15 protein-coding genes and 1 tRNA gene are annotated in these 17,291 nt (G+C 40.1%); 1 reads left to right on the forward strand and 15 read right to left on the reverse strand.

All coding sequences use genetic code 11. The features are described 5' to 3' along the window. Nucleotides 1–126: 126 nt before the first annotated feature. From O3616_RS08655 to O3616_RS08725, 15 genes are all read right to left on the reverse strand, one after another. A complete protein-coding gene (locus O3616_RS08655) occupies nt 127–912 on the reverse strand; it encodes an ABC transporter permease (protein WP_049551691.1) in 786 nt (261 codons plus the stop codon). Nucleotide 913: 1 nt separating this feature from the next. After that, nucleotides 914–1,732, reverse strand: a complete 819-nt coding sequence (locus O3616_RS08660) for an ABC transporter permease (RefSeq protein ID WP_371638642.1) — start codon at nt 1,730–1,732, stop codon at nt 914–916. A 1-nt stretch (nt 1,733) separates the two neighbouring features. Then, nucleotides 1,734–2,726, reverse strand: a complete 993-nt coding sequence (locus O3616_RS08665) for an ATP-binding cassette domain-containing protein (protein ID WP_371638643.1) — start codon at nt 2,724–2,726, stop codon at nt 1,734–1,736. 291 nt (nt 2,727–3,017) lie between these two features. After that, nucleotides 3,018–4,931 (reverse strand): N-acetylmuramoyl-L-alanine amidase family protein, encoded by a 1,914-nt coding sequence (locus O3616_RS08670; protein WP_371638644.1) that lies wholly within the window; start codon nt 4,929–4,931, stop codon nt 3,018–3,020. 66 nt (nt 4,932–4,997) lie between these two features. Beyond that, nucleotides 4,998–5,240: a hypothetical protein gene (locus O3616_RS08675; protein ID WP_371638645.1), complete on the reverse strand. Its 243-nt coding sequence runs from the start codon at nt 5,238–5,240 to the stop codon at nt 4,998–5,000. Between the two features lie 235 nt (nt 5,241–5,475). Then, on the reverse strand, nt 5,476–6,357 hold the full coding sequence (locus O3616_RS08680; RefSeq protein ID WP_001019001.1) for a class II fructose-bisphosphate aldolase: 882 nt from the start codon (nt 6,355–6,357) through the stop codon (nt 5,476–5,478). A gap of 140 nt (nt 6,358–6,497) precedes the next feature. Next, complete coding sequence (gene vncS / locus O3616_RS08685) at nt 6,498–7,826, reverse strand: sensor histidine kinase VncS (RefSeq protein ID WP_371638646.1); 1,329 nt, start codon at nt 7,824–7,826, stop codon at nt 6,498–6,500. Further along, on the reverse strand, nt 7,823–8,479 hold the full coding sequence (gene vncR, locus O3616_RS08690; RefSeq protein ID WP_371638647.1) for a response regulator transcription factor VncR: 657 nt from the start codon (nt 8,477–8,479) through the stop codon (nt 7,823–7,825). Before vncR ends, vncS begins: the two co-directional genes overlap by 4 nt. A gap of 141 nt (nt 8,480–8,620) precedes the next feature. After that, nucleotides 8,621–10,000 carry an ABC transporter permease subunit Vex3 gene (vex3, locus tag O3616_RS08695; protein ID WP_371638648.1) on the reverse strand — a complete coding sequence of 460 codons (1,380 nt, stop codon included), beginning with the start codon at nt 9,998–10,000 and terminating at the stop codon, nt 8,621–8,623. Between the two features lie 161 nt (nt 10,001–10,161). Beyond that, nucleotides 10,162–10,809 carry an ABC transporter ATP-binding subunit Vex2 gene (gene vex2 / locus O3616_RS08700; RefSeq protein ID WP_000173751.1) on the reverse strand — a complete coding sequence of 216 codons (648 nt, stop codon included), beginning with the start codon at nt 10,807–10,809 and terminating at the stop codon, nt 10,162–10,164. Nucleotides 10,810–10,821: 12 nt separating this feature from the next. After that, the gene (locus tag O3616_RS08705; RefSeq protein ID WP_371638649.1) at nt 10,822–12,099 is read right to left on the reverse strand and encodes an ABC transporter permease; all 1,278 of its coding nucleotides are present in this window, start codon (nt 12,097–12,099) and stop codon (nt 10,822–10,824) included. Nucleotides 12,100–12,238: 139 nt separating this feature from the next. After that, nucleotides 12,239–12,324, reverse strand: a tRNA-Leu gene (locus O3616_RS08710). Nucleotides 12,325–12,404: 80 nt separating this feature from the next. Continuing rightward, nucleotides 12,405–12,980: a cysteine hydrolase family protein gene (locus tag O3616_RS08715; RefSeq protein WP_042750413.1), complete on the reverse strand. Its 576-nt coding sequence runs from the start codon at nt 12,978–12,980 to the stop codon at nt 12,405–12,407. After that, nucleotides 12,980–13,768 (reverse strand): GTP-sensing pleiotropic transcriptional regulator CodY, encoded by a 789-nt coding sequence (codY, locus tag O3616_RS08720; protein ID WP_000940721.1) that lies wholly within the window; start codon nt 13,766–13,768, stop codon nt 12,980–12,982. The genes O3616_RS08715 and codY overlap by 1 nt, the downstream gene beginning before the upstream one ends. A 255-nt stretch (nt 13,769–14,023) precedes the next feature. Beyond that, a complete protein-coding gene (locus tag O3616_RS08725) occupies nt 14,024–15,598 on the reverse strand; it encodes a DEAD/DEAH box helicase (protein ID WP_371638650.1) in 1,575 nt (524 codons plus the stop codon). 327 nt (nt 15,599–15,925) lie between these two features. Here O3616_RS08725 and O3616_RS08730 point away from each other — a divergent pair, with 327 nt between their 5' ends. Next, complete coding sequence (locus O3616_RS08730; RefSeq protein WP_371638651.1) at nt 15,926–17,242, forward strand: FAD-containing oxidoreductase; 1,317 nt, start codon at nt 15,926–15,928, stop codon at nt 17,240–17,242. Nucleotides 17,243–17,291 lie beyond the last annotated feature (49 nt).

Raw genomic sequence — 17,291 nt, forward strand, 5'->3', positions numbered from 1 at the left:
TGCTCTACCAACTGAGCTAAATCGGCGATTGCGATTATAGTATAGAACTCTGAGTATGGAAGTCAAGAAATTTTCATCTCTATTAGAAAAAGCCTGTCCTGAGATAAGGCTTTGATAGTATTTAACTTAAGAACCCGCACTTTCGTAGGCATCTAAGCCCCTATCCCAAAGTTTAAGGGAAATGACAAAGAAAACAAGGGAAATCAACATCAAACCTCCGATGTTAAAAAAGACATCCTTGTCCTGCAAGAAATAACTAGCAGGATAATAGGCCGTAAAGGCAAAAGGCACGATAAAGCTAATCAACCAACGAAGGAGAGAATTGTAAATAGAAATCGGGTACTTAGCAAAATCATTAAACATATAGAAAATGTAAATCATGGCACCTGACTGCTTAGTCCAAAAAGCAATACTGGCTGTCGCGATCTTCAAGGAAGTATAAATCAAGGTCGCAAATGGTATGCAGACTAGGAAAAGTAAAAATTTTGGAAAGCTCCAGGCAATACTAGTCACTGTTGTTCCCAGTAGGATACCACCGACCAAGAGCTCACCCAAGGCATCAATCTGAAAGGTCTCAACCAAGATGTGAAAGAGAGGATTGATAGGACGAGTCAGATACTTATCAAATTCTCCTTTTCGCACCAAGCGTTGCCCCAATGCCCAGAGATTATCAAAAAAGAGATGGTCCAAGCCCTTGGGAATCAAGGAAAAACCATAGATAAAGGCAATTTCTTGAAAAGTCCAGCCTTCTAGGGATGGAATGTGTTGAAAGATGACATTGAGAAACAAGAGATTCAAGCCTTGGGTCAGAAAAACTCCCAAGACACCAACAACAAAATCGACCTTGTATTCCATGATTTGTTTGATGTATTGTCTGATAAAAATCAGATGCATACGCTGATATTTTTTCATACTAACCTCCCTGAATGGTGATAAAAGACTGGACTCGTTTCCAAATCAACTGAGACAAGCCCACCATCACTAAGAGCCAGACAAACTGCAAAGCGAGCGCCTGAAGAATCTGATTGACATCGTATTTCCCAACGATAATCATGACTGGAGTATAAATCAAGGATGAAAAAGGCAAGAAGGATAAAATTTCTGAAACAACCTTTGGAAAGAAAGCCAAGGGAATCAAACTTCCAGACATAAAGGCCACTATGGAAGTCTTGAGTAGATTGGAACCCCATAGGTTTTTAAACACAAAGGCTGAAAAACCAAAACAGATATTAAAGAAAAAGTTAATCAGATAGGCCAGCGTTAAGCTAAAAAGATAAAGGACAGTTAATCCCAGCACTTCTACAATCCCTTGCCCAGATAAGATTTTCATCAAAACAATGACACTTAAAAATGGAAGGCCAACGCTGATAAAAATCAACCACTTGGACCCCAGTTCGGTGAAAAGGTAAGAGGCCGCAAAATGCACCGGTCTCAACAAGCGCATGATAATAGAGCCATCCTTGACCTCCTCCCCGATCATAAAGGAGCTATCAGACCTGGTCAAAAGATTAGTCACAAAACTCATGATGATGTAGAGGGTGATATCTGCCATGCTGAAGCCCTGAATCAAGGACTCTTGCGAGGAATCAAAGACCGCCTTCCAGAGATAAAAGGCGACAAAAGCTCCCATAACATCACCAATCCGATAGAGAATAAAGTTGACTCGATAGCTAATCAACTCCTGAATCCCTGCATTGATAAAGGGTTTATAACGTCTCCACAATTTGGCCATCTTAGAGCTCCTTTCGATAGAAGCGACGGATAATATCCTCAATATCCGTATCCACCATCTTCAAATCGCGGATGTCAAAATCAGACAGGGTTTGCTTGATAATGTCCGCCGACTGGTAGCGGGAACTATCAAATTCAATATTGAGACTATTTCCTTGTCTATCAACGGTCATATCAGGCAAGCCTTCATAGTGAGAAGCGAGATGACTTTGACCTGGTAGCAGTTCAAAGGAGAGCGTCTTCATCTTACCAAAGGTCTCCTTGAGTTGGCTCACCGTTCCATCAAAAATCTCCTGCCCCTTATCAATCATAAAGATCCGATCACAGAGTTGCTCAATATCGCTCAGGTCATGAGTGGTCAAGAGAATGGTTGTTTCTTCCTCTTGATTGATTTGGGTGATAGCCCGACGAATATTATCCTTGACCGAAACGTCCAAACCAATGGTCGGCTCATCTAAAAAGAGAACCTTGGGATTGTGGAGCAAGGAAGCTGCAATATCCGCCCGCATCCGTTGTCCCAGTGAAAGAGTTCGCACGGGATCCTTGATAAAGTCCTTCAAATCCAAGACTTCATTCAAAAAATCCATACGCTTATGGAAGAGCGAATCTGGCACATCGTAAATTTCTTTTAAAACCGTGTAGGTCTCTTGCAGGGCCAAATCCCACCATAGCTGTGTTCTTTGTCCGAAAACAACCCCAATATCCTTGACATAATCTTGGCGATTATCCTGAGGAATCTTGCCGTTAATCCGACAAAAACCAGATGTCGGCTTCAAAATCCCAGTCAGCATTTTAATGGTGGTTGACTTTCCAGCACCATTTGCCCCAATGAAGCCTAAAATTTGGCCTTTTGGAACTTCAAAAGTTAAATCTTTAACCGCTTCAAAGGTCTGCTTCTCAGGATGAATAAAGGAACGCAAAGCCCCCTTCAAGCCCGGTTCCTTAACAGTCTTCACAAAATTTTTCTGAAGATGTTCCACTTCTATCATTGCCATATCTATCTCCCTATGTAAGGAATAGCAACATTGTGTTTTTGACTACAAGTATTCTAAAACCTTACTTTCTACACCTTCTACATTTTATTACAAAAGGCTTTATACCAACCTATTATAGTCCAATAAAAACCAGAATGCAAGCGTTTGCCTGAAGTTTATGAAATTAGAGATTCCTCTCTTAAAATAATACTTTTATTCAAAAATTCTGGTTTGATATTCTCCTTAAAACACCAAAAAACCTGCCCAATGGGCAGGCTGGTATTAAAAATGATTTCATCTCAAATTTTCAATTTAATCAATACATTCTCCATTTTCATTAACTCTATACCCGTCTATGGTAGTATTAACTGCGAGTTCTCCTGAAGAATATAAATAATACCATGTTTCGCCAACTTGGTACCAACCTGTTACCATTGATCCGTCTTCATTTAAATAATACCATTTCCCTGAATCTTGAATCCAACCTGTCGCCATAGCGCCATTATCTTTCAAGTAATACCAGACATCATTATATTGAAACCAACCTGTTACCAGAGCTCCATCTTCACTTAGATAGTACCAATGTTCATTATCTTGATTCCAACCTCTTGCTAAAGAAGCGCTATTATTTAGATAGTACCAAGCACCATCATTTTGTGTCCATCCTGATTCCGATGAGTCTTGAACATCATTTATTACTTGAACTGCCTCAATAATTTCCTTCAATTCAACTCGTTTTCTATCTTTTATGACAGATTTAACTTTTTCCTCAACAAACTCTTTTGCATAAGTTCGACTATTTTCTTTCCGCTGGAACATGTCCTTCAGTAAACTTTCTAATTGTTCATTAAAGACATCTTCTTGAATTTTATTAAACTCTTTTTGAGATAGCGAAATAACCATCACAATATCAATAAACTCTTCTTTTAATTGAGCAAACATTTCCACACGATCATCTTCTATGAATTGATCCGCAATTGCTTTTGCTCCTATTCCTCCTGCAATTCCTCCTATAATCGCACCTGCAAATGCTCCTATTGGTCCAGCAATTGCACCACCAACTGCACCTGCACCAGCTCCTGCCATCATACCGCCCCCAGCAACTGCTGCATTTTTTAATAACTGCTGGGAAGAAATTCTTCCAACAAGAGTTTCAAAAATATCTGGACCCATAATAATAGCGAACGATATCACTGGTGCAGCTCGTCTTGCAACAACTTCAGCTGTAATTTTTTTTCCAAAATAATCATTAATTTGTTTTGTAAATATTTTTGCAAATTGCTGTGACGCAACATAGATACTAGTTCCCATAGCTAGGGTTCGTAATCCTGCTTTACCAGCCATTAGAGCCGCATCTTTGGTTTCTGCACCAGACCATTTAGCCTGAGAAAAGACAATAACAAAGCTTATACCTACACCTGGTAATGAATTAATAGCTCCATCAATTGCATCAAATTTAATAGAGGTCAAATTACCTCCTTTAGCTATCAATTTTGCTTCATTATAGGTAATATGACCTTTTCTGATGATATTTTTTGCCTCAGCTGGATTATTAACTCCCTCAACTTTACCCTGTCTAATTTTTTCTTCAAACAATTCCACTGCTCTATCATACTGGTCTTTAGGAACTTCCAATTGCATTCCATTATACTTATACATTCCTCCATCAGTTTTAGATTCAAAAGCTGCATTTACAGTACCTCTAGCATTGTTATAGTACTTAGTTTGAATTTTTTGATTTCCAACCATTCTATCCGCACCATTTTTTGCATTATCTTGACCTGTTTGTCTTACATGGTGGAATGGATATTTAATCTTATCCATTAGATTATTTGCATACTCAGCTGCATGTCCATGCCCTGAAGGAGCACTAATCATTGCATTTATTTGAGCTTTATGCAATCTATCACCTACACTTAATAAAATCCAAGAAACAACTCCTATTTCAGTTCCTCTTCTAAAGGTAGCTGAGTTAATATTTTTTTTACCAATTTTTAATAACTGTGTGTTTAAATTTTCAACTTGTACATCATTTGTATAACCAGAAGTAATCAATTCATTCAATTCTCTAACAACATGGTTCAAACTATTCGAAACATTCAAACGCTTAATAATCCCATATGGATAGTAAAATACTAACTGATCATTGTCATCTACCTCTACTTTCCATAAATTGGAAAATGGAAAAAATTGTACATTATACCTTCCTTGATCCTTGATTTGCATTTTTTCAAAAATTCCATACTGGGTCAAGAGTAAACCATATTCTTTGAAATCTTCTTCCTTTAAACTTCAAACCGGAGAATAGCCAAAATACTCAAATTCAGTATTAGAGAATTCGTTATAAAATTCTTTTTCTGACTCAATAAACCACTTAGCCCGACCATAAGGTACTGACTCACCATAATAATCAAATCCATTCTGTGCAATAGACCTAAAAGCTCGTCTAACACTAGCCTCACTGTGAGTATGAACCTCTTTAATTTTTCTTTTCCATAAAAAATACTGAAAAAAACTTACGATATTATCTTTCATCTCTAACCTAAACTCCAATAATTCTAATATACTAAAACTAGCTAGTAACTTTATCAAGTTTTAAAAATATATATTACAACACATTAAAAGCCGATTTTTTAAAAACTTGATATTTACCTTTAAGCTAAATTAATTATATCAAAGGCATAATACAAAGTCTATATCATATATTTTATTTTTCCCACACCAAAAAACCCACCCAATGGGCAGGTTTTATCTATACTGTTCAGCTAGATTAAGCTTTACCTTCTGAACCGAATACGTCGATACGTTCTTCAACTGATGCTTGGATAGCTTTTACACCGTCAGCCAAGAATTTACGTGGGTCGAAGAGTTTTTTCTTGTCGTATTCTGCTTCGTTTGCTTCGTAGTCACGAGCAAATTTACGAGTAGCGTTAGCGAATGCGATTTGGCATTCAGTGTTAACGTTAACTTTCGCAACACCAAGTTTGATAGCTGCTTGGATTTGCTCATCAGGAATACCTGATCCACCGTGCAATACGATTGGGAATCCAGGAAGAGCTTCTGTCAATTTTTGCAAGTGGTCAAGGTCAAGACCTTCCCAGTTAGCTGGGTAAGGACCGTGGATGTTACCGATACCAGCTGCCAAGAAGTCGATACCAGTTTCAACCATTGCTTTAGCGTCTTCGATTGGAGCCAATTCACCTTTACCGATGATTCCGTCTTCTTCACCACCGATAGTACCAACTTCAGCTTCTACTGAGATACCTTTAGCGTGTGCTTTTTCAACAACTTCTTTAGCCAATTTAAGGTTTTCTTCAACTGGAAGGTGTGAACCGTCAAACATGATTGAAGTGTAACCAACTTCGATACACTCAAGTGCATCTTCATAGTGACCGTGGTCAAGGTGGATAGCTACTGGTACAGTGATCCCCATTGATTCAACAAGGTTAGCGATCAAGTTGCGAGCAACTTTGTAACCACCCATGTATTTAGCAGCACCCATTGAAGTTTGGATCAAAACTGGAGCTTTTTTAGCTTCTGCTGCGCGCAAGATAGCTTGAGTCCACTCAAGGTTGTTTGTGTTAAATCCACCAACTGCATAACCGTTGTCACGAGCTGCTTGGACAAATTTTTCTGCTGAAACGATTGCCATTTTATCAGGCCTCCTGTATATTTTTATGGGACTTCCCATTTACATTGTTCATTTTATCACTTTTTGACAAAAAAATCTAGTTTTTCCCGCAGTTTCGATTGAATTTCTTCTAGCTTCATCTATGTAAACCCTTTCTATCCCTAGTCTTGGGCGACTTTTGGAAAAGCTATAAAGAAGGTTAAACGATTCTCCTGCACCTCGAAACGATAGGATAATTTTTCATGTTCTAATAGACTCTTGACCACAAAGAGACCCATCCCAGACCCTTTGGCCTTGCGACTAGCATTATCAGAAAAAGACTGGGCTAGTTTTTCTCGTTCTTCTGGACTGCAGCTATTTTCTATAAAAAGTTCCCCTTCTCTCTCCCCGATGCGGACCAAGCCGCCTAGAGTGGAGTGCTTGATGGCATTGCTAATGAGATTAGATAGTATCAACTTCATAACTGATGGATTTAGATAAGCCTGCTGATGGGACAAGCTATTATCAATCTGAAGCTCTCTTTCCTTGGCTAGCAAGGCATAATCCTTGACTAGACTTTGCGTCATCTGGAGCAAATCAATTTCTTCCCTATCATCTCGCAATTCCTGCACAGACGAGAGAGAAAGTATCTGGAGAACGTGGTGATTGAGCTCATCCACAATTCCTAAGGCTACTCCCAGATAGTGGTCTCTATCCTTATAACGTCCGACATTTTCTTTCATGTTTTCGATCAGGATTTTCAAACTAGCCAGAGGAGTTTTCAATTCATGGGAAGCACCACGTAGGAACTCAACCTTCATCTTTTCTAGCTGGAGAATAGCTTCATTCTTGTCATGCAAGTCCGCAATGACAGTCAAAAGATGCTGGTAGAGGCTATTGATTTGTTCTTTGAGATCACCAATCTCATCCTTAGAATCCACGCGCAAACGCACTTGGGCATCCAGCTCCATCATCCGACGAGTTACTCGCTTGATTTCCAAAATCGGAGCAACAATGGTCCGAGCATAGATGTAGGCAACCAAAAGGGAAATCAGAAAGGATGCCAGCAAGGTGTAGGGGAGAAATTGGAGACTGATTTGCTCCGCTTCCTTTTGCAAATCCACGGAAGCTAAAAATTGCAGAGTCATGGTACTACCATCTTGCGTTTTCACCTCGCGCTCCTCGATAAAGAGAGAGGTTGTCTGGCGGTCTGTATCCAGAGGAAAACTGTCCTTGACTTCTAACTTGTCCTCGGTCATCTCGTCCTTGACAGCCCCCTTGATATCACTAGTCTGGGAATATAGGTCTAACACTTGCTCAATACTCTGCCTATCCTTACCTTCTAGGGACTGGGCAATGGCTGTCGCTTTCTGGCCAATGGTTTCCTGACGATGACTCAGATAAGTCGAAGGAAAAAGAAAATAAATGGCTAAATGAAGACAGATGACCAGAACACTAAAAATCGAGAAGGTGTAGATAAATATCTTTGTAAATAAACCTGTTCGTTTCATTTTCGCTCCAATTTATAACCAACATTGCGCACAGTGAGGATGCAATCCAAGTCTAGCTTTTTCCGCAATTCCTTGATATAAACATCAATGACACGGTCAAAGGGAACCTCATCTGTCGCTTTCCAGACGGCATCGATTATCTGAGATCGGGTCAAGGCCCGGCCTTCATTTTTTACCAGATAGTCCAGAATTTCCAACTCTTTGGCATTGATGGCTACTTCCTCTCCTGCTAGACTGGCACTGTAGCTCTCAAAGTCCACCTTGGTATCTTTATAGGAGAAGACTCGTCCCGTATCATAATAGCGCTTGAAAATCGCGTCCACCCTCACTTTTAAGAGAGACAGAGAAAAAGGTTTTTCCAGATAGCCATCTGCCAGAGAAGCAAAAGCACTCATCTTGTATTCCTCATCTTGAAAAGCTGTCAACATCAAGACAGGGACCTGGCTGGTTTTACGAATCTCAGCTAGGACTTCTAGGCCATTGAGCTTGGGCATCTGGATATCTAGTAAAACCAAGGCTACTTCATAGCTGGAAAATTTTTCTAAGGCTTCCTCCCCGTCTGCCGCCTCAATGATTTCATAACCGCAATCTGTCAAATAGTCACTGACCCCCTCACGGATCATCTCTTCATCTTCTACAATTAAAATTTTCATAAAAAAACGTTTCACATTCCTTTAAATTTCTTGTAAATCATCTCAAGTTCATCCTGAAAGAAAGAGGCCTTATCAAGATAAAATAGATAAAAATGCTACCTATATTATACCCCATTTAGGGGAGAATAGGTAGCAAGTTTGTTATTCGCTATCCAGCAAGAGTTCTTTTGGTTGCTTTCTAAGGAGATTGCTTGAAGCAAGTGCCATAACGAGAACCACTAGAACCAAGGCCAGGACAAAGACGATGATAAAGTCTGATGTCTGAATGGAAATATCTAGGCTCGACAAAGTCTTGCTAAAGCCATCAACTTCTGCACCACCACCAAGGTTAGAGGCCTGAGCAGCCTTGCTAGCCTGCTTAACAACACCTGAAGTGACATTGGCAAAAACAGTATTCCCGATTGCACGCGCTGTGTAGTTAGCTAAGAAATAAGCAGAAACAAGAGCAGGGATGGCAATCAAGATGGATTCGGTGATGAATTGACCCAAGATACTTGCCTGCTTGAGACCGATAGAGAGGAGAATTCCCACTTCCTTGCGACGGGCATTGATCCAAAGGCTGAGTAAGAGGGCAAGGAGAAGAACTGAGAAGCTCAAGCTACCCCAGAAGAGGAGATTGGCCATCTTGTACATACCAGAGATAGATTGCTCAAGGGCTGGGTAGTTAGATGAGCTCTTAACGAGTGTATAGCTCTTCCAGTTGATACCACTGATACCATTCAACTCTTTCATAACATCATCCAAGTTCTTATCCGCTGTTACAAAGAAGGTAGCGTCCCCATAAATGGCTGTGTCTTCTGTGTATCCATATAACTTAGCGGCCGTATGTATGTCTGTGATAGCTGTGTTTTCATAGAGTTCTTGTGAGTAAGTAACTGCCGACTTATTGTGACCATCAAAGAGTCCCTTGATTGTCACTTCGACTGTTTCCTTGGCACCTTTTTCATTGTCTGCATCGTAGATATTGGAGTCCAGTTTGACCTTATCCCCTACTTTCCAGCCGTGTTTGGCTGCCAAGTCCTTGTGCAGGAGGATCTTGTCCTTGTCATCGTTGGTTAGGTGCTCACCTTCGACCAGCTTATAAGAACCAGAGACAAACTTGTCTTCTTTAGAGGAGTCATTGACACCTGTAATCATCAAGCTACTTCCAAAATGTTTGGCACGGTCAGGTGTCAGATTTTTCTTGGTTTCTGGCGTTTCGATGAGTTCATAGCCAGTCAAATCCCCAATAGCGTTGATGCGTTTAACATAAGACTCGATAGCCTTGTTTTCAGTGATTTTTTTGATATCCTCACCCTTAATATTCCCAGCACCACGTGGCGTTCCTTGATTGACGCGACGATTGATTTGCATGGAGAAACTGTTGGTGATATTTTTAAAGGTCTCCTGAGAAGCCTTGGCAGTAGCTCCCTTAATTGACAAGCCGACCAAACTCAAGCTCGCCATGAGGAGAATAATCAGGAAGATAACGATCGATTTGAAAAACTTCCTTGTAACATAAGCAAATGCATTGTGTAACATAGGTTCCCTTTCTAGATGTTGTTCTATTTTATAGTTCTGATACTCAATGAAAATCAAAAAGCAAACTAGGAAGCTAGCCGTAAGCTGTACTTGAGTACGGTAAGGCGACGATGACGTGGTTTGAATTTGATTTTCGAAGAGTATAACAGAAAAAGCTCATATTATTTCGTAGTATTGCGAGTTTCAGTCAGTTTCTTGTCCTTCAACTCAAGTGTAATATCTGACGCTTGTGCCACTTCTTTGCTGTGAGTTACGACGATGACACATTTACCTGTTTTCTGGGCAAGTGATTTGAGCAGTTCGACAATATCTCCAGCAGTTTTAGGGTCCAGATTTCCCGTTGGTTCATCCGCTAGAATAACTGGAGCTTCTGAGACCAAACTACGAGCAATAGCAACACGTTGCTGTTGACCACCTGATAACTGGAGAACATTCCGCTTGATCTGACTTTCATCCAAACCAAGCTCAAGGAGCGTATCCTTGCTTGCCTTTTTATTGACCAAGCGGATATTTTCCAGTGGAGAAAGATAATCTATCAAGTTATAATTTTGAAAGACCAAGGAAATATGGTGCATGCGATGGTAAGAATATCCCTTCTTACGAATGTCCTCTCCTTGGAAAAGGATAGAACCTTCAACAGGACTATCTAGACCAGCAAGCAGGGACAAGAGAGTGGATTTTCCTGCTCCTGACTCCCCAATAATACTGTAAAATTTCCCGGGTTCAAAATTATAATTGATCTGATATAGGACTGCTTCAGCAGTGTTCTTATAACGGTAGGTAACATCTTGTAATTGTAATAAAGTCATGATTTCTCCTTCTTAACTAATAGATGATAAAATTTCTTTCGGCGATTTTCTAAATAAGAATAGGAAACAAAGGGCTACAGATAGGCAACTAATCAACAGCAGAAAGACATAGGATTCTGCAAACGATAATAAACTACTTGATAGACCACTTGCTTTGGCTAGCGTGTCTTGTAAGACTGCTTGATCTCCACTTGCTAGTAGAGTTTGAAGTAGGTAGGATGTGATTGTGTTTCCTGCAGCAAATGCTGGAAGCAAAGCACCGAGAGATACCAAAACTACCTCTAAACAGAACTGTAGGAAGATCGAGCTCTTGCCTTTTCCAAGTGCCAGTAAAATCCCCACTTCATAGACCCTTTCTCTCAACCAGAGAGATAAGACCAGAATTAAGGCTCCAGCTCCGGCTATCAACATCCCATAAAGGAAGATGGTTAGGAAGGTTTGGAAAGTTGCAACCGAGTCTTTGATTTGTTCAAAAGCCTTGTTTTCCTTTTCGACTTGATAGCCTTGATTTTCCAAAGACAAGTTTTCAACCTGCTTCATGAGTCCGTCCATTTCCTTAGGATTTTCTACATAGAAGCGAACTGCACTGACTTGAGGTTCACTATTTCCTAAAAGAGTTTGGCTACTTTCATAGTCTGTAAAGACTTGGTTTTCACTGAAGTCAGAAGACAACCCTGTAAATTTCTCTTGTTTTTTACCAGAGAAGATGCCGACAATTTCAAACTCAACTGTTTGTCCTTTGCCAGATTCTGACTGTCCAGCATCTAAACGAATCTTGTCATGAAGCGAAAGACCGTTCTTCTTAGCCAACTCTTCGTGGATGATGATTTTCTTTGAATCCCCTTTTTGAAGGTGTCGCCCTTCTTTTAAGTTGAAAGCCGAGCTGGTGAAGGTCACATCCTTGGATGAATCCTCAAGAGCAGTTAAGCTAACCAAGTTCTTGTCCGCAGCTGACAAATCATCACGCTCCACGCTCTGCTCGCCACTCACCGCTTCCTTGTCTTTTAGTTTTGCGACCGTCTCGAGTTCAGGAGAAACATTTTCCAGTCCCTTAATCTTGCTTACAGATGCTAACTCTGATAACTTGAAAGTCTGACCATTTTCTATCTTCTTAATAGAAAAAGATGTGTTGAGTGATTTGTAAAGATTGGTTTCAACTGTTTTGTTGGACTTCATCAAAGTCAAACAGGCTGAAATTCCAGCCAATAGGACCAATAAAATCAGAAATAAAATAAAACTTCTCAGTCGTTTTCTGCTGACATAGGCCCAAGCTCTTTGGATTGGATTCATTTGTCACCTCCATATTTGTAAGACTATTATAAAATCCAAATATGAAATGTTTATGAAATACAAAAAAAGAGCAAAAATTTTTTGCTCTACTTGAATTAGATGAAAACAAAAGAGCTAGCTTAAGCTAACTCTTATCCTATGCGGAGAGAGGGACTTGAACCCTCACGACCTAAAGCGGTCACAGGATCCTTAGTCCTGCGCGTCTGCCAATTCCGCCATCCCCGCGTCGATTACTTTACTAGTATATCAACTTTTAGGATGCTTGTCAACACTTTTTTTCAATTTTTTTCATTTCATCAACCAAATTACTCAGAAATTTCATTTAGATTTTCATCTACTAACTTAGCTCCAAGTGTATTTTTAAAATGTCCAAGGGCAAATTGGTGATTTTCAGGCCAGATGGAAGCAACAGCTGGTTTAACAATCTCGATGTCATATCCTAGATTATAGGCATCTATAGCTGTATGCAGGACACAGATATCCGTCAAGACTCCTGTTAAGATAACTGTAGAAATTCGACGCTCTCTCAAGCGGATATCCAGGTCAGTCCCTGAAAAAGCTGAGTAATGGCGTTTATCCATCCAAAAGACACGACTGTCTGAACCATGCTCTTGATAAAAGGTCCCCAAATCTCCGTATAAATTCCGTCCACTAGTCCCAATCAAATTGTGAGGAGGAAATAGCTTGCTTTCTGGATGGAAACAATCGTTTTCTTCGTGAGCATCTATTGTAAAGAAGATGTAATCTCCGCGTTCAAAAGCTAACCGAGTCACCTTGCTAATAGCATCCGAAATCGCCTGAGCTGGAGCGCCTGCTGTCAATTTTCCACTATCAGCAACAAAATCTTCTGTATAATCAATCGAAATTAAAGCCTTAGTCATTAGTAATCTCTTTTCTTCACTTCTTCAAAAATATCTGAAATCAAGACCTTAAGATAGGTTCCCTTCATTCCAAGTGAGCGACTTTCAATAATCCCTGCCGACTCAAGTTTACGAAGAGCATTGACAATCACAGAACGGGTAATACCGATACGGTCTGCAATCACAGACGCAGTCAACTGGCCTTCATTTCCATTTAATTCCCCTAAAATTGCTGAAACAGCACGGAGTTCAGAGTAAGAAAGGGTATTAACCGCCATGGTAACAGCAGTACGGCGGCGAATATTTTTCTCATCTTCTTCACGTTGGAAATTAAGGAGTTGAATCCCAACAACGGTACTCGCAATCTCAACAAGAATCAAGTCCTCGTCTTCGAATTTTTTATCATTGCGCCAAATAATCAAAGAGCCAAGGCGAATCCCTGATACATGAATCGGTGCAATGGTCGTCAAACCATCTGGAAAGTCGGCACGACTTTCCACAGGGAAAATACTCAAATCATGATCAACTGTCAGATTGGCTTCTGTATCGTAAATCATGTTCGCACCTTGAATATAGTCATCAGGGAAAATCTTAGTTTGGAAGAACTGCTCTACACGATCTGTATTGGTTTTGTAACGCATGAAATAACCAAGGAGACGTCCCTTGCTATTAACGATACAGGCGTTACAGTCAATAATATCTGCCAATTGACGGGTAATCGCATTGTAGGGAAGCTCTTCCTGCAACTGCTCGTCTGAGCGCTTCAGGATAGAAGTAATTTTTCTAGTTTTTTCTAATAAATGTGCCATTTTTCACCTCGAATTTAATCGCTATCATTATAACATAAACAGCTTGAATTTTCAATTATTATCTGAAAATTGCTTATTTAATTGCAATTTAAAAAAACAAGAATATTTTTAATTAAATTGCTTCTTTTCTATTGACAAGCCCCCTATTTTTGTGTATCATAACATTATAAGAAGATAATATATCTATTTTATTTATCTTTCTTTTCCATTCAGTCTCCTTATATAAAAAAGCGATTCATTTTGAACCGCTTTTTCTTATTTATCGCCCTTGTTACGAATCACAAAGCCTGTTTGCTTTTCACTTGAAGTATTGCGTGGTTTTTTATTATCCTTACGGTAACGTTTTTCCTTATCAAAACGATCATTGCCACGACTTCCTTTTTTGAAATCATCACGACGACCACCACGACGGTTGTCTCCACGGCGATTATCACGACGGTCATCTCCACGACGACCTCCCTTACCTTTACCACCGAAGCCATTACCTGATGGTTTAAATGGCAGTGGTTTTTCACGTGCAATCTCCACTTCAGGAAGACTATCTGGGTCTTGAACAGTCAGACTCAAGATATACATAGCCAATTCTTCTGGACTGAATTCTGCTGCTAACTTACGAGCATCTTTAGCAAATTTCTCAAAGTTGCCACGGATTGTCTCATCTGCAAAATCACGTTCGATTTTCTTGAGCGCTACTTGTTTCTTAGCTTGGAAGGCTTCTTCAGCTGTCGCTGGTTTCAAGCCTTTCATGCGTTTCTTAGTCAAGTTTTCAATGATTTGGAGGTAGCCCATTTCATTTGGTGATACGAAAGTAATAGACTGACCTGACTTACCAGCACGACCTGTACGACCGATACGGTGAACATAACTTTCAGGATCTTGTGGAATATCGTAGTTATAGACATGGGTCACACCTGAAATATCCAACCCACGCGCTGCAACGTCTGTCGCAACCAAAACATCAAGATTGCCATTTTTAAAGTCACGAAGGACACGAAGACGTTTGTTTTGGTCCAAATCACCATGAATTCCTTCTGCACGGAAACCACGGATTTTCAGACCACGAGTCAATTCATCCACACGGCGTTTTGTACGACCAAATACGATAGCAAGTTCTGGTTGTTCCACATCCATAAGACGAGTCATGGTATCAAATTTTTCTTGCTCTTTAACTCGGATATAGTACTGGTCAACCAATTCTGTTGTCAATTCCTTAGCCGCAATCTTCACATGCTCAGGTTCTTTCATAAACTGAACACCGATACGTTTGATGGCATCTGGCATAGTTGCTGAGAAAAGTAAGGTTTGACGGCTTTCAGGGACGCGGGAGATGATAGCTTCGATGTCTTCAAGGAAGCCCATGTTGAGCATTTCATCTGCTTCGTCAAGGATAAGAGTTTCAATATCTTGTAATTTCAAGGCCTTGCGTTTAATCAAGTCCAAAAGACGACCCGGTGTTCCCACCACGATATGGGCACCAGATTTAAGAGCCTTAATTTGTTTTTCAATACTTGATCCACCATATACTGAGCGAACTTTGACTCCCTTGCTACGACCAAAACGGAAGAGTTCTTCTTGACTTTGGACAGCAAGTTCACGTGTTGGAGCGATAACCAAAGCTTGAATGGTCGCTTCTTCTGTACGGATTTTTTCAAGGGTTGGCAAACCAAAGGCTGCAGTTTTTCCTGTACCAGTCTGAGCTTGACCGATAACATCCTTACCTTCAAGAGCCAAGGGAATAGTCTGTTCTTGGATAGGACTGGCTTCTACAAAACCAGCTTTTTCAATCTCTGCTAGCAAATCAGCAGACAAGTTTAATTCATTAAATTTCACGTTATTCTTCTTTCTAAAGGTGGTGCGAAGCCACCCTATAGGGCTTAGTTTATACTTTTCTTTTTATGACGTATTTTCATATACTGGATACAAAATCGTGTTGCTTCTTTTCCACAAAAGAAAAGTACTGTTTTCTTTGCAACCTATCTAGTATAACACAAGAGAGAAGCAAAAGATAGTTAAATCCGTCGATAAAGTCATGTAAACGATTTTCTGAGAAAATAAGGCTAAAATTTCCACTATTTCATTAACTTTTTTAAAGCGTAGCAGAATTGTGCAAAAGTTTTTTTCTTGTGCTAGAATGAAATGCGAATAGGAGGAAGATAAATGTTAACTTATGATTTAATCGTTATCGGATTTGGTAAAGCTGGTAAAACACTAGCTGGTAAATTGGCTTCAGCTGGCAAAAAAGTTGCCCTCATTGAACGTAGCAAAGCTATGTACGGTGGAACTTGTATCAACATTGGTTGTATCCCAACTAAAACTTTGCTAGTTGCTGCTGAGAAAGACTTGTCTTTTGAAGAAGTGATTGCTACCAAAAACACTATCACTGGTCGCCTCAACGGTAAAAACTATGCGACTGTTGCTGGTACAGGCGTGGATATCTTTGATGCGGAAGCTCACTTCCTTTCAAATAAAGTCATCGAAATCCAAGCTGGTGATGAAAAGAAAGAACTGACTGCTGAAACAATCGTCATCAACACTGGTGCTGTTTCAAACGTCTTGCCAATCCCTGGACTTGCTACAAGCAAAAACGTCTTTGACTCAACAGGTATCCAAAACTTGGACAAATTGCCTGAAAAACTTGGAGTTCTTGGTGGAGGAAATATCGGTCTTGAATTTGCTGGTCTTTACAACAAACTTGGAAGCAAGGTTACAGTCTTAGATGCCTTGGATACTTTCCTTCCTCGTGCAGAACCTTCCATTGCAGCGCTTGCTAAACAATACATGGAAGAAGACGGTATTGAATTGCTTCAAAATATCCGTACTACTGAAATCAAAAATGACGGTGACCAAGTCCTTGTCGTAACTGAAAACGAAACTTACCGTTTCGACGCCCTTCTTTACGCAACTGGACGCAAACCAAATGTAGAACCACTTCAACTTGAAAATACAGATATTGAACTAACTGAACGTGGTGCTATTAAAGTAGACAAACACTGTCAAACAAACGTTCCTGGTGTCTTTGCAGTTGGAGATGTCAACGGTGGCCTTCAATTTACTTACATTTCACTTGATGACTTCCGTGTTGTTTACAGCTACCTTGCTGGAGATGGTAGCTACACACTTGAAGACCGTCTCAATGTACCAAACACAATGTTTATCACACCTGCACTTTCACAAGTTGGTTTGACTGAAAACCAAGCAGCTGATTTGAAACTTCCATACGCCGTTAAGGAAATCCCTGTTGCAGCAATGCCTCGTGGTCACGTAAACGGAGACCTTCGCGGAGCTTTCAAAGCTGTTGTTAATACTGAAACAAAAGAAATTCTTGGAGCAAGCATCTTCTCAGAAGGTTCTCAAGAAATCATCAACATCATCACTGTTGCTATGGACAACAAGATTCCTTACACTTACTTCACAAAACAAATCTTCACTCACCCAACCTTGGCTGAGAACTTGAATGACTTGTTTGCGATTTAAGTTGAGATTTAATCGTATCGAACAGCCCTCCTTGGGCTGTTTTTACTTC

The organism is Streptococcus sp. 27098_8_86 (genome assembly GCF_041432595.1).
Taxonomy (GTDB): Bacteria; Bacillota; Bacilli; order Lactobacillales; family Streptococcaceae; genus Streptococcus; species Streptococcus pneumoniae_F.